General features: G+C 73.3%; 20 protein-coding genes. 10 read left to right on the top strand and 10 right to left on the bottom strand.

The genetic code is table 11. From position 1 onward, the window contains the following. Positions 1-13: 13 nt before the first annotated feature. Entirely contained in the window at positions 14-1489 is a 1476-nt protein-coding gene (locus tag ACH5AO_RS25545; RefSeq protein ID WP_398928413.1) for a glycoside hydrolase family 76 protein, read from the bottom strand. Positions 1490-1833: 344 nt separating this feature from the next. Between ACH5AO_RS25545 and ACH5AO_RS25550 the strand changes: the two genes are divergently transcribed. From ACH5AO_RS25550 to ACH5AO_RS25565, 4 genes are all read left to right on the top strand, one after another. Further along, positions 1834-2355 (top strand): hypothetical protein, encoded by a 522-nt coding sequence (locus ACH5AO_RS25550; RefSeq protein WP_398928415.1) that lies wholly within the window; start codon positions 1834-1836, stop codon positions 2353-2355. A 108-nt stretch (positions 2356-2463) separates the two neighbouring features. Further along, positions 2464-3786 (top strand): DUF692 domain-containing protein, encoded by a 1323-nt coding sequence (locus ACH5AO_RS25555; RefSeq protein ID WP_398928418.1) that lies wholly within the window; start codon positions 2464-2466, stop codon positions 3784-3786. Positions 3787-3893: 107 nt separating this feature from the next. Beyond that, the gene (locus tag ACH5AO_RS25560; protein ID WP_398928420.1) at positions 3894-4664 is read left to right on the top strand and encodes a TIGR04222 domain-containing membrane protein; all 771 of its coding nucleotides are present in this window, start codon (positions 3894-3896) and stop codon (positions 4662-4664) included. A gap of 89 nt (positions 4665-4753) precedes the next feature. Continuing rightward, positions 4754-6361 carry an alpha/beta hydrolase gene (locus ACH5AO_RS25565; RefSeq protein WP_398928422.1) on the top strand — a complete coding sequence of 536 codons (1608 nt, stop codon included), beginning with the start codon at positions 4754-4756 and terminating at the stop codon, positions 6359-6361. Here ACH5AO_RS25565 and hemQ read toward each other — a convergent pair whose 3' ends face one another. Together hemQ and hemG are read right to left on the bottom strand one after the other, a co-directional pair. Then, positions 6362-7093, bottom strand: a complete 732-nt coding sequence (hemQ, locus tag ACH5AO_RS25570; protein WP_398928424.1) for a hydrogen peroxide-dependent heme synthase — start codon at positions 7091-7093, stop codon at positions 6362-6364. A gap of 5 nt (positions 7094-7098) precedes the next feature. Continuing rightward, positions 7099-8556, bottom strand: coding sequence for a protoporphyrinogen oxidase (hemG, locus tag ACH5AO_RS25575; RefSeq protein WP_398928426.1), 1458 nt, complete (start codon positions 8554-8556; stop codon positions 7099-7101). Between the two features lie 156 nt (positions 8557-8712). Between hemG and ACH5AO_RS25580 the strand changes: the two genes are divergently transcribed. Further along, positions 8713-9723 carry a DUF4349 domain-containing protein gene (locus ACH5AO_RS25580; protein ID WP_398928428.1) on the top strand — a complete coding sequence of 337 codons (1011 nt, stop codon included), beginning with the start codon at positions 8713-8715 and terminating at the stop codon, positions 9721-9723. A 47-nt stretch (positions 9724-9770) separates the two neighbouring features. After that, the gene (locus ACH5AO_RS25585) at positions 9771-11168 is read left to right on the top strand and encodes an FAD-dependent oxidoreductase (RefSeq protein WP_398928430.1); all 1398 of its coding nucleotides are present in this window, start codon (positions 9771-9773) and stop codon (positions 11166-11168) included. A gap of 68 nt (positions 11169-11236) precedes the next feature. Here ACH5AO_RS25585 and ACH5AO_RS25590 read toward each other — a convergent pair whose 3' ends face one another. Next, positions 11237-11560: a hypothetical protein gene (locus tag ACH5AO_RS25590; RefSeq protein ID WP_398928432.1), complete on the bottom strand. Its 324-nt coding sequence runs from the start codon at positions 11558-11560 to the stop codon at positions 11237-11239. Positions 11561-11693: 133 nt separating this feature from the next. On the opposite strand from ACH5AO_RS25590, the gene ACH5AO_RS25595 reads away from it, so the two are divergent. After that, positions 11694-12518, top strand: coding sequence for a rhomboid family intramembrane serine protease (locus ACH5AO_RS25595; protein ID WP_398928434.1), 825 nt, complete (start codon positions 11694-11696; stop codon positions 12516-12518). Between the two features lie 45 nt (positions 12519-12563). On the opposite strand, the gene ACH5AO_RS25600 is transcribed toward ACH5AO_RS25595, so the two are convergent. From ACH5AO_RS25600 to ACH5AO_RS25610, 3 genes are all read right to left on the bottom strand, one after another. Further along, positions 12564-13853, bottom strand: a complete 1290-nt coding sequence (locus ACH5AO_RS25600; RefSeq protein ID WP_398928436.1) for a ribonuclease D — start codon at positions 13851-13853, stop codon at positions 12564-12566. 165 nt (positions 13854-14018) lie between these two features. Further along, positions 14019-14678 carry a LuxR C-terminal-related transcriptional regulator gene (locus tag ACH5AO_RS25605; protein WP_398928438.1) on the bottom strand — a complete coding sequence of 220 codons (660 nt, stop codon included), beginning with the start codon at positions 14676-14678 and terminating at the stop codon, positions 14019-14021. A gap of 269 nt (positions 14679-14947) precedes the next feature. Continuing rightward, complete coding sequence (locus ACH5AO_RS25610; protein WP_398928441.1) at positions 14948-15631, bottom strand: DUF3000 domain-containing protein; 684 nt, start codon at positions 15629-15631, stop codon at positions 14948-14950. A gap of 129 nt (positions 15632-15760) precedes the next feature. Between ACH5AO_RS25610 and hemE the strand changes: the two genes are divergently transcribed. Further along, on the top strand, positions 15761-16855 hold the full coding sequence (gene hemE / locus ACH5AO_RS25615) for a uroporphyrinogen decarboxylase (RefSeq protein ID WP_398928443.1): 1095 nt from the start codon (positions 15761-15763) through the stop codon (positions 16853-16855). 97 nt (positions 16856-16952) lie between these two features. On the opposite strand, the gene ACH5AO_RS25620 is transcribed toward hemE, so the two are convergent. The 3 genes from ACH5AO_RS25620 to ACH5AO_RS25630 are packed head-to-tail and all read right to left on the bottom strand — an operon-like array spanning position 16953 to position 20049. Then, entirely contained in the window at positions 16953-17783 is an 831-nt protein-coding gene (locus ACH5AO_RS25620) for a carbohydrate ABC transporter permease (RefSeq protein ID WP_398928445.1), read from the bottom strand. After that, positions 17780-18733, bottom strand: a complete 954-nt coding sequence (locus ACH5AO_RS25625) for a carbohydrate ABC transporter permease (protein ID WP_398928447.1) — start codon at positions 18731-18733, stop codon at positions 17780-17782. The genes ACH5AO_RS25620 and ACH5AO_RS25625 overlap by 4 nt, the downstream gene beginning before the upstream one ends. Then, positions 18733-20049 carry an ABC transporter substrate-binding protein gene (locus ACH5AO_RS25630; RefSeq protein WP_398928450.1) on the bottom strand — a complete coding sequence of 439 codons (1317 nt, stop codon included), beginning with the start codon at positions 20047-20049 and terminating at the stop codon, positions 18733-18735. Before ACH5AO_RS25630 ends, ACH5AO_RS25625 begins: the two co-directional genes overlap by 1 nt. A 151-nt stretch (positions 20050-20200) precedes the next feature. On the opposite strand from ACH5AO_RS25630, the gene ACH5AO_RS25635 reads away from it, so the two are divergent. Beyond that, positions 20201-22594: a glycoside hydrolase family 2 protein gene (locus ACH5AO_RS25635; RefSeq protein WP_398928453.1), complete on the top strand. Its 2394-nt coding sequence runs from the start codon at positions 20201-20203 to the stop codon at positions 22592-22594. Beyond that, the gene (locus ACH5AO_RS25640; protein WP_398928455.1) at positions 22591-23625 is read left to right on the top strand and encodes a LacI family DNA-binding transcriptional regulator; all 1035 of its coding nucleotides are present in this window, start codon (positions 22591-22593) and stop codon (positions 23623-23625) included. Before ACH5AO_RS25635 ends, ACH5AO_RS25640 begins: the two co-directional genes overlap by 4 nt. The last annotated feature ends 153 nt before the right edge of the window (positions 23626-23778 follow it).

Here is a 23778-nt window from a genome sequence, read left to right on the forward strand (position 1 = left end):
TCCTTTCCGTCGGTCAGGGCGCGGCGTTGAACAGGTCGACGGCGCTGTGCTGACGCGCCGCGTCGACCTTGTCGAGGGGCCCGTACCAGCGCAGCCCGTACTGGTCGAGGGCGTTGCGGTCGCTCGCGTGGGCGCGGTCGGCCTGGCGTCGGAGGTAGGGGGTGTACGGGTGGTCGGCGAGGACGGTGTTCAGCTCCCCGAGCCCGCGCACGTGCGCCCCCTTGAACGACGGCCCGTCCGCACCGCAGTCGCCGTTCTCGCAGGGGTCGCGCAGGATGCCGTCCGCCGTGTTGAGCGCGGACGAGGTGGTGGCGGCGTCGGCGATCCGGCGCGCGTCGGTGAGCAGGGCGCCGTCGCCGGTCGCCCGGTACAGCTCGGTGAGGGCGCCGAGGAGCACGCCCTGGTTGTACGACCACACCGTGTCGCCGTTGTTGCGGCAGGTGCCCAGGTCGATGCCGTCGTTGACCAGGTTCGAGCCGTTCACCATGCCCGTGCCCCGGAACCAGGACCAGCCGGCCCGTGCCCGGTCGAGGTAGGTCCGGTCCCCCGGGATCCGGTTGTGCAGCGCGGCGTTGAGCTCGATGTAGAGGGAGTTCGCGATGGCGTTCTTGTACGTCCGCGCGGTGCTCCACCACACCCCGCCGCCGCAGGTGGAGTCCCAGTACGCGGCCATGTGGTCGGCGTCCGCGCGGGCGGTGGCGAGGTAGCGGCTGTCGCCGGTCAGGTCGTAGGCGGCCACCCAGGCCAGGCCCCACCAGCCGGTGTCGTCGATGTACTCGTTGCGGAACTGGCCGTCGCGCGCGTTCACGTTGAGGTCGTAGGTGCGGGCGACGGCGTACCGGTAGCTGCCCATGCCCGACACGCGGATGTTGTCGATGACGGAGGTGAGGGCGTTCGCCGAGTTCCACCAGCCGGTGGTGGCGAACAGGCCCGTGGAGTAGTCGTAGAGCGTCATCAGTCCGGTGGCCGCGGCGGTGCGCCGGTCGCCGGCGTTCCAGGTGGTGCGGGCCCAGGCGGTGCAGGCGATCTCGGGGCGGTCACCGGCCTTGCCGCAGGCCCGCAGCGCGCCGACGCCGTGCGCGCCCCAGTCGTCGACGTTGTACATCAGGGTGCGCCAGCCGCGCCGCCCGGACGGTACGGCGGTGGCGCCGAGCCTGCTTCCCGAGCTCCAGGTCCGGCCGCCGTCGAAGGAGCGGTCGAGCCAGACCTCGTCGCCGGGGTTCCCGTTGCCGACGGAGGCCCAGCCCATGGCGTCGGCGTCGTCGAAGTGGAGGACGATCGAGCGTCCGTGGACACTCGCCGTGACGGGTGTGCGGTCGCCCGGGGAGAGGGCGGGGTCGCGGGCGTCGCAGTACTTGTTGCAGACGGCGGCCGCCGCGCTCGCCGTGTCGTCGGCTGCCGCGGTCCGCGGCAGCAGCGCGCACAGCGCGAGGACGAGGCCGAGCGCCGCGGCGGAACGCCACCGGCGTGATCTCCGTACGGGATTCATGGGCGGTCTGCTCCCTGGGTGGGGCGCCTTCCTGCCCTGATGTCACCTGGTGTGGCCGTGCGCGGGAGCCTTCGACGGGGGAGGCGACGGCCCGGCGCACGGGGCAGGGTGCTCGGCGGATGTGGGGGTGTGAGAGCGCTCTCGCAACGTAGTACTGAGCATGGAGAGCGTCAACGTGCCTGACGGAACAAGGAGTTGCTCAGGATGTCGGGTAGGTTGCCACTGCGCCCTCCGAAGTCCGTGAGGGAGTGTGGGGAACGAGCCGGCCACGTACAGGCCCTGGGGCCGCGCGCGGAGGAGCGGACGACCGGGGAGGGCCGGGCGACGGACATCGAGGAGACACCGTGAACCGACCGTTGCTCTTCCTCGACGTCGACGGCCCGCTCAATCCCTACGCGGCCAAGCCGGAGAGGCGCCCCGCCGGGTACATCACGCTTCGGGTGCCGGTGGAGCGGGGGCCGTTGTCGTCGCGTCGGCGGCCGTTGCGCGTGTGGCTCAGCCCGGAGCACGGGCCGGCTCTCCTCCGGCTCGGGTACGAGCTGTGCTGGGCGACGACCTGGATGGGGGACGCCAACCGGTGGATCGGTCCCCGGCTCGGGCTGCCCGAGCTGCCCTTCGTCGACTTCGGTGACGCCCTGTTCCGGGAGCGGCCCGACGGAGTGCACTGGAAGACCGGTCCGCTGGTGGAGTACGCGGGCGGGCGCCCGTTCGCCTGGGTGGACGACGAGCAGAGCGAGCTCGACCGGGCGTATGTGGCCGCCCACCACCCCGCGGCCGGGCTGCTGCATCACGTCGACCCGCGGATCGGGCTCCGGGAGGACGACTTCCGTACGCTCGCCGGCTTCGCCCGGCCGGCGCGCCCCTAACCTCAAATGTTCCTCTGAAGGCGGGCCGGGCGCGGTTCGGGGACGCGCCGGGAGGCCATATCCCCTTCACCTACGGGGGGGCCGGACACACCGGCGGAGGAGGGGACGATGGTGCGACTGGGGACGGGGATCGGGTGGCGGCCGGAGATCGCGGAGGCCGTCGAGCACATGCCGGGGATCGACTGGGTCGAGGTCGTGGCCGAGAACGTCTGCCCGGAGCATCTGCCCGCATCGCTGGTGCGGCTGCGGGAGCGCGGGGTGACCGTCGTGCCGCACGGGGTCTCGCTGGGGCTGGGCGGGGCCGAGCGGCCCGACGAGGGGCGGCTGGCCGCCCTCGCCGAGCGGGCCGAGAGGCTCGGGTCGCCGCTCGTCACCGAGCACATCGCGTTCGTCCGGGCGGGCGGGGCGCTGACCGCGTCGTCGCCGATCGAGGCCGGGCACCTGCTGCCGGTGCCGCGCACCCGTGACGCCCTCGACGTGCTGTGCGAGAACGTCCGCATCGCGCAGGACGCGCTGCCCGTGCCGCTCGCCGTGGAGAACATCGCCGCGCTGTTCTCGTGGCCCGGCGAGGAGATGACCGAGGGCCAGTTCCTGTACGAGCTGGCCGACCGGACCGGCGTACGGCTCCTCATCGACGTCGCCAACCTGCACACCAACCACGTCAACCGGGGCGAGGACCCGGCCGAGGCGCTCGCCGGACTGCCCCTGGAGGCCATCGCGTACGTCCATGTCGCGGGCGGGTTCGAGCGGGACGGCGTGTGGCACGACAGCCACGCGCACCCTGTTCCGGAGCCCGTGCTCGCGGTCCTCACCGACCTCGCCTCCCGGGTCTCCCCTCCCGGCGTGCTGCTGGAGCGGGACGAGAACTTCCCGGAAGCGGAGGAGATGGAGCGGGAGTTGGGCGCGATCCGGCGGGCGGTCGAGGAGGGGGCGGGACGCCGGGGCGCGGGCACGGCGATGGGCACGAGCACAGCAACGGGCGCGGGTGTCCGGCCCGAGTCGCGGCAGGGCTCCCTCGAGGCCGTCCGGGAGCGGCTCGCGCTCGCGCAGACCGCGGTGTTGTCCGCGCTGGTCGCCGGGACACCCGTACCGGAGGGGTTCGACCGGGTGCGGATGGGAGTGCAGGCGCGGGCGCTCGCCGCCAAGCGGGCCGATGTCGTCGCCAAGGTGGCGCCCGAGCTGCCGGTGATCCTCGGGAGGGGATACCGGGCCGCGTTCCTCGCGTACGCGCAGACGCAGCCGATGACCGGCGGCTACCGGCGGGACGCGCTGGACTTCGCCGAGCACGTACTGGCCGGGCGGCCGGAGAACACGGCCGTGCGGCGGGAGTTGCGGGAGTGGTGGCTGGAGCGGTCGGGGCCGAGGCCGCGTTCGGCCAGGCCGACGGTACGGCTGGCACGGGCCACGCGGCGGGTGCTGCTGCGGCGCTGACCGCCGGCGCCCGGCAATCCGAGCGGAACGTCGCATACCGGTACCGCTCCGTCCCGGATCGTGAACAGGGCATGGTGTTGTCACGACCGCGCGCTTACAAACATTTCATGTTCTGGGTTCCTCTTCTGCTCCTGGCCTGGGCCGTCGCCGGTGTGACGTGCCTGCGGCTGTGTCTGACCGCCGTGCGCGGCGCCGCCGCGGCCGGCTCCGACGCGGGAGCGGAGCGCGATCTGACGCTGTACGAGGCGGCGTTCCTGTCCGGTGGTCCCGGACGGGTCGCCGACCTCACGCTCGTCGCGATGGCCCGTCAGCGGCGGCTGCTCCTCGCGCACACCGGCTGGGCGACGGTCGTCGATCCGTGCGGGCGGGACGAGATGGAGCGGTCGGTGATAGGGGCGATAGGGCCCCAGGGGCAGTCGCCGATCGCGCCGGTGCGGGCCGCCGCGGCGACCGCGGACGCCGTGCGCGGAATCGCCGAGCGGCTGGTCGGTGCCGGACTGGCGGTGCCCGACGGCGCCGGGACGACCGTCGCGGAGGCGGTGCGGCAGGTGCGGCTCGCCGTGCCGGTCGTGGCGGGACTGGGGGTGGCCGCCCTGCTCATGCCCGTCCCGTCGGGCGTGCCGCGCCTCGTCGTCGCGCTGTGGTTCGCGCTGCCGCTGCTCCTCGCGCTGGGCTGTCTGGCCATCGCGCGGTTCGAGGTCCACCCGTACTCACCCTGGGCCTCCCCGGCCGGTCAGCGTCTGCTGGGCGCGCTGCCCCACGGCGCCGGCGACGACCACGCGTATCTCACCTCCGTCGCGGTGCACGGCATCCGCGCGGTGGGCGAGCCGGAACTGCGCGCGGCCTTCGCACACCGGACGCCTCCCCGGGGGCACTGACGCCGACACCCCGGCGTACGGTGCTTGCCTCACCCCACCGACGCACGAAACATCCCTTTTGTCGCCATCGTGTACCGAAGGGATCGTCGATGAGAACCGCCGCCGCCGTCCATGTGGCCGCCGGGTCCTTGCTGCTCACCACCCTGGCCGCCGCCCCGGCCGGCGCGGGAACCCCCACCGCCGAGCTGCGCGGCACCGCGACGGCCGCCGCGCGGGCCGCGGCCGAGGGCATCGACTTCGGCCCGTGCCCCGACGGACAGGAGCTCCCCGGTACCGTCCAGTGCGGCACGGTCCGCGTCCCGCTCGACTACGCCCGCCCCGACGGGAAACAGATCGAACTCACCGTCAGCCGCGCCCGGGCCACCGGGAAGGATCCCGACGGCGGCGGGCGCGCGGTGCCCCGGCAGGGCGCCCTGGTCCACAACCCGGGCGGGCCGGGCGCCACCGGCATGTACTTCCCCATGGTGGGCGCGCTGCCCGAGTGGAAGCGCCTCGCGGCGGCCTACGACCTCGTCGGCTACGCCCCGCGCGGGGTGGGCCGTTCGGCCCCGCTGTCCTGCACGGACCCGGGGACGTTCTTCGAGGGCCCCTCGAAGGCGCCCGTCCACCCCTCGGCGGCGTACAAGCGGGAGCGCGTCGCGCGGGCCGAGGCGTACGCGCGGGGCTGCGCCGAGCGGACCGGCGACGCGCTGCGGCACTACCACTCGCTCAACAACGCCCGTGACCTGGACGTCCTGCGCGCCGCGCTCGGCGAGAACCGGCTGACGTTCCTCGGATCGTCGTACGGCACGTACTTCGGGGCGCTGTACGCCACCTTGTTCCCCTCGCACGTGCGGCGGATGGTGTTCGACTCGGCGGTGAACCCGGACCCGGAGCGGATCTGGTACCGCAACAACCTCGACCAGTCGGCGGCGTTCGAGGACCGCTGGGCGGACTTCAAGGCCTGGACCGCCCGGCACGACGCCGTGTACGGGCTGGGGGACACGGCGCGCGAGGTGCAGGACGGTTACGACCGGGCCCGCGCCCGGCTGGCGGAGGAACCGGCGGGCGGGAAGGTCGGGCCCGGGCAGTTGCAGGCGGCGTTCCTGAAGGCCGCCTACTACGACGACCACTGGCCGCACCGCGCGCACGCGCTGTCGGCGTACCTGAAGGGCGATCCCGCGCCGCTGGTCGAACAGGCCCAGGAGTATCCGGAGGCGGCGGCGGAGGCGGAGAACGCGCGGGCGGTGTACCTCGCCGTGGAATGCAACGACGCGCCCTGGCCGACGGACTGGGCGGTGTGGGACCGGGACAACACCCGGCTCGCGCGCCGGGCGCCCTTCGAGACCTGGGGCAACGTGTGGACCAACCTGCCGTGCGCCTACTGGCGGGCGCCCCGGCAGCGGCCGCTGGACGTGCGCGCGGGCAGCGGCGCGCTGCCGCCGACGCTGATCCTGGCGGCGGAGCGGGACGCGGCCGCCCCGTACGACGGGGCCCTGGAGCTGCACCGGCGGCTGGCGGGGTCGGCGCTGGTGACCGAGCGGGACGCCGGCGGCCACGGCCTCGCGGGCGGCACCAACGCCTGTGTGCACGGCCACCTGGAGGCGTACCTGCTGGACGGCCGGGTCCCGGGGCGGCGCGCCTCCTGCGCACCGCACCCGGAACCCGAACCGGAGCCGGCGGGCCGGCGGTCGGGGCGGACCCGGCCCGCCGTCTGATCAGGCCAGGCCCGCGACCAGTTCCGCGACGTTCTTGCGGCGGCCCGTGAAGAACGGGACCTCCTCACGGACGTGCATCCGGGCCTCCGAGCCGCGCAGGTGGCGCATGAGGTCGACGATCCGGTGCAGTTCGTCGGCCTCGAAGGCGAGGATCCACTCGTAGTCGCCGAGCGAGAACGAGGCGACCGTGTTGGCGCGCACGTCGGGGTAGCCGCGGGCCATCTTGCCGTGGTCGGCGAGCATGCGCCGACGGTCCTCGTCGGGCAGCAGGTACCAGTCGTAGGAGCGCACGAAGGGGTAGACGCTCACGTAGTCGCGGGGCGTCTCGTCGGCGAGGAACGCCGGGATGTGCGACCGGTTGAACTCGGCGGGCCGGTGCAGCGCCATGTTCGACCAGACCGGCTCGAGGGCGCGGCCCAGCTTCGTGCGGCGGAAGAGGCTGTAGGCCTCCTGGAGCTGGTCGGCGGTCTCGGCGTGCCACCAGATCATGAGGTCGGCGTCCGCGCGCAGGCCCGACAGGTCGTAGGTGCCGCGGACCGTGACGTCCTTGGCGGCGAGCTGGTCGAAGAGCTCCTGGACCTCGTCGGCGTACCCGGCGCGGTCCTCCGGCAGGACGTCCTTCAGCTTGAAGACGGACCAGAGGGTGTAGCGGATGACCTCGTTGAGGTCCTTGGCCAGCTTGCCCTTGTTCGGGATCCGGTCGGGGGCGGGGGTGGTGGCGTCGTCACTCATGTCCTTCATTCTCCTGCTCCGCCGTGGAGGCTCTGCACCGGGTGGGCGGTGAGTTCCTGCACAGCGTGCAGGTCACCGTGGATCTGGTCGGCGGCGGCGTACGCGCTCGCGATGCACGCGGGGACGCCGACGCCGTCGTAGGCCGCGCCGCACACGGCGAGCCCGGCGAGGCCCGCGAGGTGCTCGCGGACGCGGGCGACGCGCGCGTGGTGGCCGACGGGGTACTGGGGCAGGCCGTCCTGCCAGCGGGTGACGCGGGTGGCGACCGGGGCGGCGTCCAGGCCGACGGCGGCCTTCAGGTCGTGCCGGGCGACCTCCACGAGGCCGACGTCGTCGCGGTCGAGGATCTCCGTCTCGCCGTGGCGGCCCACGGAGGCGCGCAGGACGACCAGGTCCGGGTTCTCCTCGGCGATCCAGCCCCATTTGGCGGAGGCGAAGGTGGACGCCTTGACGGTGCGGCCGTCGACGGGCGGCACCAGGAATCCGCTGCCCTCGGGCAGGGCGGTCTCCGCGCGGCGGTAGGCGAGGGTGATCAGCGCCATGGAGGCGTACTCGACGCCGGCGAGCTCGGCGGCGGCGCCGGGCGCCTCGGCGCGCAGCAGGGCGGCGGCGGCCGGGGCGGGGACGGCGACGACGACCCCGTCGGCGCGCAGGGTCCGGTCGCCGGCGACGATCCGCCAGCCGTCCTCCGGTTCCCGGCGCAGCTCGGTGACCGGCGTGCCGGTGAGGATCTCGACGCCGTCCGCCCGCAGCGCGCCGGCGACCGCGAGCGGGAGGGTGCCCACTCCGCCCGCGATGCCCATGAAGACGGGGCCGGCCGGCGCCGAGGCGGCGGACTTCGCCTGGATCCCGCGGACCGCCTCGGTGAGGGAGGTGTGGGTGCGGGCGGCCTCGAAGAGCTGCGGGACCGCCGAGCGCATCGAGATGCGGTACGCGTCGCCCGCGTACACCCCGCCGAGGAGGGGCTCCACCAGGCGGTCGACGACCTCGCGGCCGACGCGCGCCGCCACGTACTCGCCGACGGCCACGTCGTCGCCGACCTCGGTGCGGGGCAGGTCGGCGTCGCGCCCGATCCGGGCCAGCCCCTCGTCGGAGAGGACGCCGGCGAGGGCTTCGGCGGTGCCGGGCACGCCCATGACGTGGCCCTTGGGCATGGGGCGCAGGGCGCCCCGGGTCCACAGCGAGGCGGTGGCGGTGGCCGGCGGCTGGAGCCGGCCGGCGAGGCCCACCGCGCGGGCGAGGCCCACCGCCTCGGGGCGGCGGGCCAGCAGTGACTCGGCGCCGAGGTCGACGCGCACGCCCGCGATCTCTCCCGGCAGCAGTTTGCCGCCGACCCGGTCCGAGGCCTCCAGCACGGTGACCCGTGCCCCGTGTTCCCGCAGCCGGTGCGCGGCGGCCAGCCCGGCGATTCCGGCTCCGACGACGACGATGTGCTGCCCGGAGCCCGTATGTGATCCGCTCATGGCTCCACCCTCTCAAACGCCCCCGGCGCCCCCGCCAGGGCCATGTGGCCCCCTCGAGTCCCTACCGTGACCGCATCGGGACCGTCCGGCGCCAACGTTCCGCACCCCTGCCGCGTCGAAGGAGCGTCAGTCATCACGACACCGGGGGAGCCCCACATGCGTATACGACGATCCCTGCGCCCCGCCCACGCCCTGGCCGGGGTCCTGCTGGCGGCGGCCCTCGCCGTCAGCGGGTGCGGCGGCGCGGGCGACGACTCCGGCGGGTCCGGGGCCGCCGACAAGGCCGCCGCCGCGCCGGCGGAGGGGCAGGCCGCGCAGGAGGACGCGCGGCAGGGTGCGGGCGGCGGCGCGGCGGACGGCGCGAAGGCGACCGCGGCGCCGAAGGTCACCGCGGACCACGTCATCCGCACCGCCTCCCTGACCGTACGGGTCGAGGACGTACCGAAGGCGCTGGACGAGGCCCGCACGACGACCGAGACCGCCGGCGGCCACATCGGCGACGAGACCACCGACAGGGACGCGGCGGGCCACGAGCACACGCGCGTGGTGCTGCGCGTGCCCGTCGGGAAGTACGACGAGGTCCTCGCCGGCCTGGAGGGCACGGGCAAGCTCCTCGAACGCAACGCCAAGGCGCAGGACGTCACCGACCAGGTGGTCGACGTGGAGAGCCGCATCACCTCCCAGCGCGCCAGCGTGGCCCGCATCCGCGAGCTGATGGACCGGGCCACCAAGCTCAGTGACGTGGTCACCCTCGAGGGCGAACTCAGCAGTCGCCAGGCCGATCTGGAGTCCCTGCTCGCCCGGCAGGCGTCCCTGAAGGACCGCACGAGCCTGGCCACCATCACCCTCACCCTCACGGAGACGCCGGTGAAGGAGGCCGCCGAGGACGAGGAGGACCCCGGTTTCCTGGACGCCCTCGCGGGCGGCTGGGGCGCGTTCGTGACGATGCTGCGCTGGCTGGCGGTGGCGATCGGCGCGGTGCTGCCGTTCGCGGCGGTGGCGGCGCTGCTGGCCCTGCTGTGGCGGAAGGCCGTACGCCCCCGGCTGTCGCGGCGGCCGGCGCCGGCGCCCGTGCCGAGCGCCCCGGGCCCACTGCCGGCGGCCCCTCCGGTGCCGTCGTCGGCGCCCCGCCCGGCGTCCGACGGGGACGGGGAGGACAAGGGCTGAGGGGCCCTCGGGCGATCCTGAACTCCCCTGCCCCGTAGCGTGTTCGCATGACCATGAGCGATGCGCGCGGTACGAGGGAACGCCTGGTGGTGATCGGCGGTGACGCCGCGGGGATGTCCGCGGCGTCACAGGCCCGCCGGCTGAAGGGGCCGGACGAGCTGGAGATCGTCGCGTTCGAACGCGGCCGCTTCACCTCCTTCTCGGCGTGCGGCATCCCCTACTGGGTGGGCGGTGACGTCCCCGACCGGGACCGGCTGATCGCCCGCACCGCCGAGGAGCACCGCGCGCGGGACATCGACCTGCGGCTGCGCACCGAGGTCACGGAGCTCGACCTCGAGCGGGGGCGGGTCCGCGCGCGGGACCTCGATTCCGGCGCCGAGTCCTGGACGTCGTACGACAAACTGGTGATCGCGACCGGTGCGCGGCCGGTCCGCCCGGAGCTGCCCGGCATGGACGCCCCCGGGGTGCACGGCGTGCAGACCCTGGACGACGGGCAGGCCCTTCTGGACACGCTGTCCCGCACGCGCGGGCGCCGCGCGGTGGTCGTCGGGGCGGGTTACATCGGCGTGGAGATGGCCGAGGCGATGATCAGACGCGGCTACGAGGTGACGGTCGTCAACCGCGGCGAGGAGCCCATGGCGACCCTCGACCCCGACATGGGGCGCCTGGTGCGTGAGGCCATGGAGGGCATGGGCATCACCATGGTGAACGACGCCGAGGTCACCGGGCTGCTCACCGGGGACGACGGCCGGGTGCGGGCGGTCGTCACCGAGGACGCCGAGTACCCGGCGGACGTCGTCGTGCTCGGCATCGGGGTGCGCCCGGAAACCACCCTGGCACGGGCCGCCGGACTCCCCCTGGGGGAACACGGCGGGCTGCTCACCGACCGGTCGATGCGGGTGCGCGGGCACGAGAACATCTGGGCCGGCGGCGACTGCGTGGAGGTCCTCGACCTGGTCTCCGGACAGCAGCGGCACATCCCGCTGGGCACGCACGCCAACAAGCACGGCCAGATCATCGGCGCGGGCGCCGGAGGCGGCTACGCCACCTTCCCCGGCGTGGTCGGTACGGCGGTCAGCAAGGTGTGCGACCTGGAGATCGCCCGCACCGGGCTGCGGGAGAAGGACGCCCACCGCGTGGGCCTGCGGTTCGAGGCGGTCACCATCGAGTCGACCAGCCGCGCGGGCTACTACCCGAACGCCTCCCCCATGACGGTGAAGATGCTCGCCGAACTCCGCACGGGCCGGCTCCTCGGCGTCCAGATCGTCGGCCGCGAGGGCGCGGGCAAGCGCGTCGACATCGCGGCGGTCGCCCTCACCGCCGGCATGACGGTGGATCAGATGACGACCCTGGACCTGGGCTACGCGCCCCCGTTCTCCCCGGTCTGGGACCCGGTACTGGTGGCGGCCAGGAAGGCTGCGGCGAGGATCCGTGCGACCGCGTGAGGAGGGGCGGGCCGGGCGCCCCTTCGGGGGCACTCGGCCTCGCCCCTACGGCGCACACCGAACACCCCTCACGCCGTCCCGTTGATCCTCTCGATCGCCTGCCGCGCCTGCTCCGCCGGAGGGCGTGACGGCAACGACGCCACCGACGCGCCGGTGTCCTGCGCGGGCGTCGGCGCCTGCGCCGCCGGCTTCGCGTGCGCGGCCCCCCGCACCGAGCGCAGCCGGTGGCTCACCGCCTCGTCCAGCGTCACCGGCCGCCGCATCTGCGAGGCGAGCCGCCCCGCCTCCTGCCCCAGCCGGGCGACGTCCTCCCACGGGAGGCGCACCACGAGCGTGAGCTCGGCCTCGCCGTCGGGCAGCGCGTGCATCGCGGGAGTCACTCGGTCGTCCATCGCCAGTTTCCTCACGTCGGCCCCACGGCCCCTTCCCCGGGCCGCGGACGGTCGACGGGTCATACGCACGACCGGACGGCGGCGTTCAGCGGAGCCGCGGATTCACCGGCCGCCGCCCGGGCACAAGGGGGGTGTGGTCATCCCCGTCCATGACGTGAATCCCGCGCGGCGCACCCCCTGGGTGACGTACGCGCTGCTCGCCGCCAACGTCGTCGTCTTCGTCGTCCTCACGCCGGGTGTCGTCGGTTCGCTGACCGGCGGGAGCGGCCTGGCCGACCTGTGCCACCTCCAGGCGTTCCTGGAACGGTACGCGGTGGTGCCGCGGGAGCTGATCCACCACCGGATGCCGGACCTGGTGCCCACGGGCGGCACCGGGGTGGGCCCGCGGGGGCCGGGATGCGTGATCGGCCCGCCGGGCTACGACAAGTCACCGGAGCTGAGCGTCCTGACGGCGATGTTCCTGCACGGCGGCTGGCCGCACCTGCTGGGCAACATGCTGTTCCTGTGGATCTTCGGCAACAACGTCGAGGACCGCATGGGCCACGTCCGCTTCCTGCTCTTCTACGCCGTCTGCGGTTACGCGGCCTCGTACGGTTTCTCCCTGCTGAACGCCGACTCGGGCGAGCCCCTGATCGGCGCCTCCGGGGCGATCGCCGGGGTGCTGGGCGCCTACCTGGTGCTGTATCCGAAGGCGCGCGTCTGGGTCCTCGTACCGTTCCTGGTCTTCCTGCCGCTGCGGCTGCCCGCCTGGATCGTGCTGGGCCTGTGGTTCGTGCTCCAGGCGGTGTACTCGTCGGGCCAGGGCGTCACCGACGCCGGGACGGTGGCGTACGTGGCGCACGTCGTCGGTTTCGTGGCCGGCATGCTGCTCGCCTGGCCGCTGCGCCCGGGCACACCGCCGCCGCCCGAGCCGCGCGGCGTCCTCTTCGGGCGGCGGGCGCGGCCGGGGCGGGGATAACGGCGGGGTCCGCCACGCCCCCTCCTCGGCAACGGCGGAGTCCCGCTACGCCCCCTTCGCGGACAGCGCCGTCACCAGCACCGGGGTGACCTGCTCCACCTGCCACGGTCGCGCCCCGTGCTCGGTGAGGGCGGCCCCGACGGACTCGGCGCGCACCAGCGCCGGCGGCTCCCAGCAGACCCTGCGCACCGTGTCCGGCGTGATCAGGTTCTCCGGCGGCATGTTCAGCCGCTCGGCGAGCTCGCTGATCCCCGCCCGGGCCGCGGACAGCCGCGCCGCGGCCGCCGGGTCCTTGTCGGCCCACGCGCGCGGCGGCGGGGGTCCGGTCACCGGCTGGCCGGGCTGGGGCAGCTGTGCCTCGCTCAGCGCCTTCGCCCGGTCGACGGCCGCCTGCCACTGCTCCAGCTGGCGCCGCCCCACGCGCTGCCCGAACCCGTTGAGCGCGGCGAGGGCGTGGAGGTTGGCCGGGAGGGCGAGCGCGGCCTCCACGATCGCCGCGTCCGAGAGCACCTTGCCCGGGGAGACGTCCCGGCGCTGCGCGATCCGGTCGCGGGTCTGCCACAGCTCCCGCACGACGGCCATCTGCCGGCGCCGGCGCACCTTGTGCATGCCGGAGGTGCGCCGCCAGGGGTCCTTGCGGGGCTCGGGCGGCGGGGCCGAGGCGATCGCGTCGAACTCCTGCCGTGCCCAGTCCAGCTTGCCCTGCCGGTCCAGCTCCTTCTCCAGCGCGTCACGCAGGTCGACCAGGAGCTCGACGTCGAGGGCGGCGTAGCGCAGCCAGGGCTCGGGCAGCGGGCGGGTGGACCAGTCGACGGCGGAGTGGCCCTTCTCCAGGACGAAGCCGAGCACGTTCTCGACCATCGCGCCGAGCCCGACCCGGGGGAACCCGGCGAGGCGTCCGGCCAGCTCGGTGTCGAAGAGGCGGGTGGGCACCATGCCTATCTCGCGGAGGCAGGGCAGGTCCTGGGTGGCGGCGTGCAGGACCCACTCGGCGCCGGACAGCGCCTCGCCGAGCCCGGACAGGTCGGGGCAGGCGACGGGATCGATCAGCGCGGTCCCGGCGCCCTCGCGGCGCAGCTGGACGAGGTAGGCGCGCTGGCCGTAGCGGTAGCCGGAGGCGCGCTCGGCGTCCACGGCGACGGGGCCGCTGCCCGCGGCGAAGGCGGCGACCGCCTCGGCGAGGGCGGCCTCGTCCGCGATCACGGGCGGGATGCCCTCGCGCGGCTCGAGCAAGGGGATCGGCGCCTCCGTAACAGAAGATCCGCCGTCGTCCGGAGGGGCGCCTCCGGTGGTGCGCAGTGAACGGTCTGCTGCGGTGTCGTGGGCGTCGGTCACCTGTCAAGGGTATCCGTGTCACGCAGGCGCCCGTCGACGGTCGTGTTCCGTGACGGGCGCCTGCGGGTCGTATTCCGGTCGGGAGGGTGCAAGAGGGTGTGCGCGTGCCCGTGGGCGGGGCGGAGGGGGCGGACGGGTGGGGTGGTCGGAAGTGGCCGGAAGTGGTCAGTGGATGATGCCGGTGCGCAGGGCCACCGCCACCATGCCGGCGCGGTCGCCCGTGCCGAGCTTGCGGGCGATGCGGGCGAGGTGGCTCTTGACGGTCAGTGCGGACAGGCCCATCGACACGCCGATCGCCTTGTTCGACTGGCCCTCCGCCACCAGCCGCAGCACCTCGACCTCGCGGCCGGACAGCTCCCGGTAGCCGCCCGGGTGGCTCGGGGCACCCGGGGGGCGGCGGTGCAGGCGGGCGGCGGCACCGATGGGGGCGGCACCGGGTCGGATGGGGAGCCCGAGGTTGGTGCGGGTGCCGGTGACGACGTACCCCTTCACTCCGCCGGCGAGGGCGTTGCGCACGGCGCCGATGTCGTCGGCGGCGGAGAGGGCGAGGCCGTTGGGCCAGCCCGCCGCGCGGGTCTCCGAGAGGAGGGTGAGGCCGGAACCATCCGGCAGGTGGACTTCGGCGACGCAGATGTCGCGGGGGTTGCCGATGCGGGGACGAGCCTCCGCGACGGACGAGGCCTCGATGACATCGCGCACACCGAGCGCCCACAGATGGCGGGTGACGGTGGAACGGACGCGCGGGTCGGCCACGACCACCATGGCGGTCGGCTTGTTCGGGCGGTAGGCGACCAGGCTTGCGGGCTGCTCGAGGAGAACGGACACCAGGCCTCCTGGGGTGCGGGACGGGGGCGGCTCGTGGGGGGTGGAGCCGGGACGAACCGTGCTTTCAAGGTCACAGTCGTCTTCGGCAATAAACCTGGTGTCCTTTAACGAATGATCACGAAGGGATGAGTAACAATCCGAACAATTCGGACGCACGAGCGATCATTCGAAGATCGAACGGTTTCGATCCGCGTCACAAAGCTTCCGAAAGTGGCCGTGTCGACAAAGAGATGGACGCTCACGGCCGCCGCGGGCACCCGGCGGGGAGCTCAGCGCGACCGCGGCCCCCTGCGCTGCGGCAGCGTCACCACGGACGCGTCCCCCGGAACGGCCGGCGGCAGCCCCGCGACCTGCGCCAGCAGATCGGACCACGCGACCAGGTGGACGGCCGCGTCCGGAACCCCGCCCAGGCCCTCCCGGGGCGTCCAGGAGGCCCGGATCTCGATCTGCGAGGCGGCGGGCCGCTCGGACAGCCCGCCGAAGTAGTGGGAACTCGCGCGCGTCACCGTGCCGCTCGGCTCGCCGTACGTCAGTCCGCGCGCCGTCAGCGCACCGGTCAGCCAGGACCAGCACACGTCCGGCAGCAGCGGATCCGCCGCCATCTCCGGCTCCAGCTCCGCGCGCACCAGCGTCACCAGGCGGAAGGCGCCCCGCCAAACGTCGTGTCCGGCCGGGTCGTGCAGCAGCACCAGCCGGCCGTCGGCCAGGTCCTGCTCGCCGTCGACGACCGTCGCCTCCAGCGCGTACGCGTACGGGGCGAGCCGCTTCGGAGCGGGCGCGGGATCCACCTCGATCTGCGGACGCAGCCGCGCGCAGCGCAGCGCCTCGACAGCGGCCCGGAAGGACAGCGGGGGCGCACCTCCCGCACCCCCCTGTCCGGGGTCCCCTCCGGTCTCCTTCCGCTCGTCCATTCCGCCAGCGCCGTCCGACAGTCGTCCCTGAGCCGCAGCCATGCGGGGAAGATTAAGCGGAACGGGCCCCCGGCGCAGGGAGGGACACCCGCGCCGCCCGACGGTGTCCGGATCCCGCCCGGCGGGCCCTGGGGTCCGGGCGCGCCGGCGGGTCGTGCGAGACTTGCCGGTGTGAGTGCCAACGCGAGCCCGACGGGCCAGACGCCGACCTCGACCCCCGATCCCGTCAGGAACGACACAGTCCAGGAATCGGCCTTCCTCAAGGCGTGCCGCCGCGAACCCGTGCCGCACACGCCGGTGTGGTTCATGCGGCAGGCCGGGCGCTCACTGCCGGAGTACCGCAAGGTCCGCGAGGGCATCGGGATGCTCGACTCCTGCATGCGTCCCGAGCTGGTCACCGAGATCACGCTCCAGCCGGTGCGCCGCCACCAGGTGGACGCGGCGATCTACTTCAGCGACATCGTCGTCCCCCTCAAGGCCATCGGCGTCGACCTCGACATCAAGCCCGGCGTCGGCCCGGTCGTCGAGCAGCCCGTGCGCACCCGCGCCGACCTCGCCCGGCTGCGCGACCTCACCCCCGAGGACGTCACCTACGTCACCGAGGCGATCGGCATGCTGACCCGCGAGCTCGGGTCCACCCCGCTGATCGGCTTCGCGGGCGCCCCCTTCACCCTCGCGAGCTACCTCGTCGAGGGCGGCCCGTCCCGTACGTACGAGAACGCCAAGGCGATGATGTACGGCGACCCGGAGCTGTGGGCCGACCTGCTCGACCGCCTCGCCGACATCACGGCCGCGTTCCTCGAGGTGCAGATCGCGGCCGGTGCCTCGGCCGTCCAGCTCTTCGACTCCTGGGCCGGCGCGCTGGCCCCGGCCGACTACCGGCGCTCGGTGCTGCCCGCCTCGGCGAAGGTGTTCCGCAAGGTCGCCGGTCACGGCGTCCCGCGCATCCACTTCGGTGTCGGCACCGGTGAGCTCCTCGGTCTGATGGGTGAGGCCGGCGCGGACGTCGTGGGCGTCGACTGGCGCGTCCCGCTGGACGAGGCCGCCCGTCGCGTCGGCCCCGGCAAGGCGCTCCAGGGCAACCTGGACCCGACCGTGCTGTTCGCCGGCCGGGAGGCCGTCGAGGCGAAGGCGCGGGAGGTCCTGGAGGCGGCCGCCGGCCTGGAGGGCCACGTCTTCAACCTCGGCCACGGCGTCATGCCGTCCACCGACCCGGACGCCCTGACCCGTCTCGTGGAGTACGTCCACACGCGGACGGCGCGCTGACCCACCGCACCGCGTACGCGCCGGGCACCCGCCGGCCGGCTCGCCGTGGACGGCGAGGCGGCCGGGTTCGTCCCGTGCCTCCCGGCGGAGCGGTCCCCTACTTCGTCGCTCCCCTCATGAAGCCGTTGTAGATGAAGCGCTGGAGGAAGAGGAAGACCAGCAGGGTGGGGAGGATGACCAGGACCGCGCCCGCCGAGATGGTCTCCCAGTGCGCGCCGAAGGGGCCCTTGAAGCGGAACAGGGACGTCGAGATCACGCCGAGGTCCTCGGAGGGCAGGTAGAGGAAGGGGATGTAGAAGTCGTTGTAGACGTTGATCCCCTTCACGATCACCACCGTCGCGATGGCCGGTTTGAGCAGCGGGAGGATCACCTTGCGGTAGACCGTGAAGGCGCCCGCGCCGTCCAGGCGGGCCGCCTCGTCCAGGGAGATCGGGATGGAGCGGATGAACTGCAGGAAGATGTAGATCGACACGATGTCCGTGCCCATGTAGAGCGCGATCGGCGCCCACAGGCTGTCGAACATGCCGAGGCTGTCGACGATCTGGAAGGTCGCCACCTGGGTGGTCACCCCGGGGACCAGCGCGGCGAGCAGGAACAGGGCGACGACCGGCTTCCTGAAGCGGAAGTGGAAGCGGTCGATCGCGTACGCCGTCATCGAGCCGATGAGGATGGTGCCGCCGACGGCGACGACCAGGATGACCGCCGTGTTGCCGAACGCGGACAGCATCTGCCCGTCCCGGAACGCGGTCACGTAGTTGTCGAGGTTCAGCGGGTCGTCGGGCAGGGCGAGCGCCCCGCTGCCGCCCGCCATCTCCTGCGGGGACTTCAGCGAGGTCAGGAAGACCACGGTGAGCGGCAGCAGCACGACGAGCGTGGCGAGGACCAGCGACAGGTACACGAGGGCGCGGGCCACGGTGCGGCGGGTCATACGAGGTCCACCCTCTCGTCGGGGACGATGCGCCGCTGCACCCAGGTGACCGCCAGGACGATCAGCAGCAGGACGACGGCGGCGGCCGAGGCGAGCCCCGTCTTGTTGAACTGGAAGGCCAGCTTCACGGTCTGGATCACGAAGGTCTCGGTGCCGGTGGCGCCGCCGGTCATGATGTACGGGATCTCGAAGACCGAGAGCGAGCCGGAGACGGAGAGGATCACGCTCAGGCTCAGTACGGGTTTGATGCCGGGCGCGATGATGTGCCGGAACTGCTGCCAGCGGTTCGCGCCGTCGATCTCGGCCGCCTCGTACAGCTCGCCCGGGATGGACTGGATGGCGCCGAGGAAGAGGACGAAGTTCAGGCCCAGGTGGCGCCAGACGGAGACGCCGGCGAGTGAGGTGTTGGCGGAGAACGGCGTGCCCAGCCAGGCGTGGTCGGTCTCGACGCCGAGCAGGCGCAGTACGGAGTCGAGGGTGCCGCCGTCCTGGAAGAAGTAGAGGAAGACGAAGCCGATCGCCACCCCGTTGATCAGGTACGGGAAGAACAGCACGCCCTTGAAGAAGTTCCGGAAGCGGACGTCGAAGCTGAGGATCGTGGCGAAGTAGAGGGCGAGGACGATCTGCGCCACGGAGGCGGCGAGGTAGTAGCCGCTGACGAAGAAGACCTCGAACAGCTCGGAGCGGGTGAGGAGTTCGGTGTAGTTCTCGGTGCCGGTCCAGTTCAGTTCCGGGCTGACGCCGTCCCAGTCGGTGAAGCTGTACGCGAGCATGTTGGCGATCGGCGCGTAGGTGAAGGTCAGCAGCAGGGCCAGCGGGGCGGTCAGGAAGAGCCACGGGGTGAGGCGGCGGGTCAGCCGGGTGCGGCGCGGGGCGGGCGCGGCCCGCTTCGGTCCGGCGGGCGTGGCCGGGGCCGCCGGCCGCGCCGCCTTGCGGGTGGTGTCCGTCATCAGGACCCCAGCGAGTTCCGCGCCTCGGCCCATCGTTCGCCGAGGTCCGCGAGGAAGTCGTCGAGGCCGCCTTCGCGGGCGCCGCGGGCGAGGTCGACGAGTTCCTGGCGGTAGTCGGGCTTGTAGATGCCGACCTCGGACCGGTTGTCGATGGTCTTCACCTCACCGCCCTTGGTGTCGTCGAGGTCGATGAGCTTGACGCCCTTCTCCTCGTACGGCTTGAGGATGTCGGGCAGGGGTGCGTCCTTCAGCGGGGACAGGGCGAGGTTGGCCGCCGCGTAGCCGGACTCGTCGGTGAACCAGTCGATCCAGGCGCGGGCGGCTTCCTTGTGGTCGGAGTGGACGTTGACGGCCTGCTGGTAGTCCGGGGAGGTCACCGCGCAGAAGGCGCCGTCCTTCTGCGCGGGGAAGGGCATGAAGCCGATGTCGGCGGGGTCGGTGCCGGCCTGCTCCGCGGCGTCCCGCATCTGGACGACGGCCCAGGAGCCGAGCCACATGGTGGCGATCTCCCCCTTGGCCAGCTTGGGCTTGGAGCCCTCCCAGTTGGTGGTGGTCGGGTCCTTCTCCGCGAGTCCGCCGCTGACGATGTCGTGGAGCAGGGTGTCGCCCACGCGCAGGTCGGCGCCCTCGGCCCAGGGGTCGCCCTCGGCGAGCTCCGTGGTGGCGTTCGTGTCGCAGCCGACGGAGCCGTTGACGTTGGTCCACTGGGTCAGCGGCCACATGTCCTTGAAGTTGGTGTAGTACGGCACCGCGTCGGTCCTCGACCTGATCGCCTTCAGGTCGTCGAGGAACTCGGCGGGGGTGGTGGGCCAGTCGGTGACGCCGGCCTCGCTCCACACCTTCTTGTTGTAGATGAAGCCGGGGACGACCCCGAGGGGGCTCTGGCCGTAGACCTTGCCGTCGACGGTGGAGTAGTCGGTGAAGCGGTACTTGGCGCCGCGTTCGGCCTTGGTGCCGAGGGAGGCGAAGAACTTCGGGTAGTCCTTCTTCTCGATGACCGCCGGGATCATGAGGACGTCGCCGTAGTTCTCCGTGTTCATACGGATCTTGACCTCGCCCTCGTAGTCGGTGAGGCCGTCGAACTCGACCTTCACCCCGGGGTAGGTCTTGTTGAACTCGGCCGCGTACTTCTTCATCGTCCCGTCCTGCACCAGGTCGGTCCGGTGGGTGAGGACCGTGATGGAGCCCTCGACCTTCGACGGGTCGTCGGGCGCCTCGGCGTCCGCGCCCTCGGCGGAACCTCCCGAGCCCGTGCAGGCGGAGGCCAGCAGGGCGAGGAGGGCGATCGATGCGGCAAGTGCGGTGCGGCGGTACATGTGCATCAGCTCCGTTCACGGGGCGGACGAGCACGAGTGGGTTGGCTGGTTCGGCACTCTGACAGCCCCTCACTGAACCGGTAAAGTCTCTATCACGCCAACGATGCCAGGACGTTGCCCGGACATGGCTCGACCGGTTTAGGGAGTGTGCATGCGTCAGGTCACACCGCTCGCCGAGGGATGGACCCTGCGACACCCGGACGGCACGGGGGACGCGCTCCCCGCCTCGGTGCCGGGGTGCGTGCACACCGATCTGCTGGCGGCCGGGCTGATCCCCGACCCGTTCCTCGGCCGGAGCGAGACCGAGGTGGCGTGGGTGGGTCGGCGGGAGTGGACGTACGAGACGGAACTGACCGCCGGGGCGGGCGCGCACGAGCGGACGGACCTGGTCTTCGACGGTCTCGACACCGTCGCCGAGGTCCTGCTCGACGGCCGGGCACTGGGCCGGACGCGGAACATGCACCGCTCGTACCGCTTCGACGTGACGGGGCTGAGCGGGCGGCTCACCGTGCGGTTCGCGTCCGCCTACGCCGAGGCCGAGGCGGTGCGCGGCGCGGTGGGTGAGCGGCCGGGAGCGTACGCCGAGCCGTACCAGTACGTGCGCAAGATGGCCTGCTCGTTCGGCTGGGACTGGGGGCCGACGCTGGTGACGGCCGGGATCTGGCGGCCGGTGCGGCTGGAGCACTGGTCGACGGCGCGGATCGCCCGGGTGCGCCCGCTGGTGACCGTCGAGGACGGCGTGGGACAGGTCGAGCTGGCCGTCGACGTGGAGCGTTCCCGGGGCGGGGCACCGCTCACCCTGGAGGCGAGCGTCGGCGGCGTACGCGCCCGCGCGGAGCTCGACGGGACGCGGGGGACCGTACGGCTGCGGGTGCCGGACGTACGGCTGTGGTGGCCCCGGGGGTACGGCGAACAACCGCTGTACGACGTCGAGTTGACGCTGCTGCACGGTGAGGACCCGTTGGACTCGTGGCGGCGCCGGATCGGGTTCCGGGCGGTGGAACTGGACACCTCGGCCGATGAGCACGGCACCGGGTTCACCCTGGTCGTCAACGGGGAGCGGCTGTTCGCGCGGGGCGTCAACTGGATCCCGGACGACGTCTTCCCGTCCCGGATCACCCGTGAGCGCTACCGGCGGCGGCTGGAACAGGCGGCCGGCGCGGGCGTGGACCTGGTCCGCGTCTGGGGCGGCGGGATCTACGAGAGCGAGGACTTCTACGACGCCTGCGACGAGCTGGGACTGCTGGTCTGGCAGGACTTCCCGTTCGCGTGCGCGGCCTACCCCGAGGAGCAGCCGCTGCGCGGGGAGGTGGAGGCGGAGGCCCGGGAGAACGTCGTACGGCTGATGCCGCACCCCTCGCTGGTGTTGTGGAACGGCAACAACGAGAACCTGTGGGGGTTCCGGGACTGGGGCTGGGAGCCGGGGCTGGCCGGGGACTCCTGGGGCGAGGGGTACTACCTGGGCGTACTGCCCAGGGTCGTCGCCGAGTTGGACCCTACGCGGCCGTACACGGCGGGCAGCCCCTGGTCCGGTTCCTGGCGGCACCACCCCAACGATCCGGCGCACGGCACGCACCACTCCTGGGAGGTGTGGAACCGTACCGACTACGCCGACTACCGCCGCCATGTGCCGCGTTTCGTGGCCGAGTTCGGCTGGCAGGCGCCGCCCGCGTACGCCACGCTGCGGCGGGCGCTGCCCGGGGAGGAGCTCGCGCCGGACTCCCCCGGCATGCTGCACCACCAGAAGGCGGACGACGGCAACGGCAAGCTGGAGCGCGGGCTGGCCCGCCACTTCGCCGTGCCGCAGGGGGACTTCGACCGCTGGCACTATCTGACGCAGGTCAACCAGGCGCGTGCGATCGCCGCCGGGGTCGAGCACTGGCGCTCGCACTGGCCGGTGTGCGCGGGCACGGTGGTGTGGCAACTCAATGACTGCTGGCCGGTGACGTCCTGGGCCGCGATCGACGGGGACGGGCGGGAGAAGCCGCTCTACCACGAGCTGCGGCGGCTGTACGCGGACCGGCTGCTGACCGTGCGCGCGGACGGGGACGGGGGCGGCGGTGGTCTGGTGGTGGCGGCGGTCAACCAGTCCGCCGGGGACTGGTACGGCACGCTGCGGCTGCGCCGGATGTCCGTGGACGGCACGGTGCTCGGGGAGGCGAGCCCGGCGCTGGCCGCCGGGGGGCGGACGGTGGCGGTGACCGAGGTCCCGGCCGGCCTGGTCCCGGCCGGCCCGAAGGAGTTCCTGGTCGCCGACGCGGACGGCCTGCGGGCCGCGTACTTCCCGGTGCCGGACCGGGAGATCCCGTACCCGCGCCCGGAGTTCGAGGTCGCCCTCGCGCCCGGCGGGATCACGGTCACGGCCCGCACCCTCGTACGGGACCTGCTGCTCCAGGCCGACCGGCTGGACCCGGACGCGGTGGCCGACCGGGGGCTGGTGACCCTGCTGCCCGGAGAAGAGGTGACGATCGGGGTGCGGGGCTGGAAGACTCCGGACCCGGACACCGCCCGCCGCGCCCTGTACTGCGTGGAGCCCACTCGATGACGGCAACGCCGACCCCCCGCGTCACCATCAAGGACGTCGCCGCGCGCGCCGGCGTGTCCAAGGGGGCCGTGTCCCTCGCCTTCAACCGGAAACCCGGCCTGTCGGAGGCGACCCGCGAGCGGATCTTCCGGGCGGCGCGGGAACTGGGCTGGGCGCCGAGTCCGACCGCGCGCACGCTGGCCGGGTCGCGGGTGGACGTGGTGGGGCTCGCGGTGTGCCGGCCCGCCCGGCTGCTCGGCCTGGAGCCGTTCTACATGGAGTTCATCTCCGGGGTGGAGAGCGTCCTGGTCGAACGGTCCTGCTCGCTGCTGCTGCGGCTGGTGCGCAGCCCGGAGGAGGAGGTCGGGCTGATGGAGTCGTGGTGGAGGGGCCGGCAGATCGGCGGGTCGATCCTGGTGGACTTCCGCGCCGACGACCCCCGCCCGGCGGTGGCCGGGCGGCTCGGGCTGCCGGCGGTGGCCGTCGGGCACCCGTCGCTGACCGGCGGGCTGACCTCCGTGTGGACGGACGACGCCACGGCCGTGACCGAGGCGGTGCGGTACCTGGCGGCGCTCGGGCACCGGCGGATCGCCCGGGTGGGCGGCGCGGCGGCGCTCGGGCACACCGCGATCCGTACGACCGCGTTCGACGAGGCGGTGCGGGCGCTGGAGCCGGCGGCGCGGGCGTGGCAGGTGGCGACGGACTTCTCCGGGGACGCGGGCGCGCGGGCGACCCGCTCGCTGCTGGCCGCCGCGCCGGGCGACCGGCCGACGGCGATCGTGTACGACAACGACATCATGGCGGTGGCGGGGCTGTCGGTGGCGGCGGAGATGGGGCTGCGGGTGCCGGACGACGTGTCGTTGCTGGCGTGGGACGACTCGCAGCTGTGCCGGCTGACGCATCCGACGTTGTCGGCGATGAGTCATGATGTGCACGGGTTCGGGGCGGAGGTGGCCCGAACGTTGTTCGGCGTCATCACCGGGGAAGGGCAGGGGTCCCACCCCGTGCCGACCCCGGTCCTGACACCTCGCGGATCCACGGCGCCGCCGTGAGGGGTTCTCGCCCCCGCCGCCCTTACCCGTCCCATCCCGGGGGCGCCGCCCCCGGACCCCCGCTCCTCAGACGCCGGAGGGGCTGAAAAGACAGCCCCTCCGGCGTCTGAGGAGCGGGGTCTGGGGCGGAGCCCCAGGTTCGGGACGGGAAGG

This window comes from Streptomyces sp. NPDC018964 (genome assembly GCF_044390325.1).
Lineage (GTDB): Bacteria > Actinomycetota > Actinomycetes > Streptomycetales > Streptomycetaceae > Streptomyces.

Coding starts and splice junctions, on each gene's coding strand:
- ACH5AO_RS25635 (WP_398928453.1), top strand. CDS start 20,201: ATGCGTCAGGTCACACCGCTCGCCGAGGGATGGACCCTGCGACACCCG.
- ACH5AO_RS25640 (WP_398928455.1), top strand. CDS start 22,591: ATGACGGCAACGCCGACCCCCCGCGTCACCATCAAGGACGTCGCCGCG.
- ACH5AO_RS25580 (WP_398928428.1), top strand. CDS start 8,713: ATGCGTATACGACGATCCCTGCGCCCCGCCCACGCCCTGGCCGGGGTC.
- ACH5AO_RS25630 (WP_398928450.1), bottom strand. CDS start 20,049: ATGTACCGCCGCACCGCACTTGCCGCATCGATCGCCCTCCTCGCCCTG.
- hemG (WP_398928426.1), bottom strand. CDS start 8,556: ATGAGCGGATCACATACGGGCTCCGGGCAGCACATCGTCGTCGTCGGA.
- ACH5AO_RS25590 (WP_398928432.1), bottom strand. CDS start 11,560: ATGGACGACCGAGTGACTCCCGCGATGCACGCGCTGCCCGACGGCGAG.
- ACH5AO_RS25560 (WP_398928420.1), top strand. CDS start 3,894: ATGTTCTGGGTTCCTCTTCTGCTCCTGGCCTGGGCCGTCGCCGGTGTG.
- ACH5AO_RS25610 (WP_398928441.1), bottom strand. CDS start 15,631: ATGGCTGCGGCTCAGGGACGACTGTCGGACGGCGCTGGCGGAATGGAC.
- ACH5AO_RS25585 (WP_398928430.1), top strand. CDS start 9,771: ATGACCATGAGCGATGCGCGCGGTACGAGGGAACGCCTGGTGGTGATC.
- ACH5AO_RS25625 (WP_398928447.1), bottom strand. CDS start 18,733: ATGACGGACACCACCCGCAAGGCGGCGCGGCCGGCGGCCCCGGCCACG.
- ACH5AO_RS25545 (WP_398928413.1), bottom strand. CDS start 1,489: ATGAATCCCGTACGGAGATCACGCCGGTGGCGTTCCGCCGCGGCGCTC.
- ACH5AO_RS25620 (WP_398928445.1), bottom strand. CDS start 17,783: ATGACCCGCCGCACCGTGGCCCGCGCCCTCGTGTACCTGTCGCTGGTC.
- ACH5AO_RS25565 (WP_398928422.1), top strand. CDS start 4,754: ATGAGAACCGCCGCCGCCGTCCATGTGGCCGCCGGGTCCTTGCTGCTC.
- ACH5AO_RS25555 (WP_398928418.1), top strand. CDS start 2,464: ATGGTGCGACTGGGGACGGGGATCGGGTGGCGGCCGGAGATCGCGGAG.
- hemQ (WP_398928424.1), bottom strand. CDS start 7,093: ATGAGTGACGACGCCACCACCCCCGCCCCCGACCGGATCCCGAACAAG.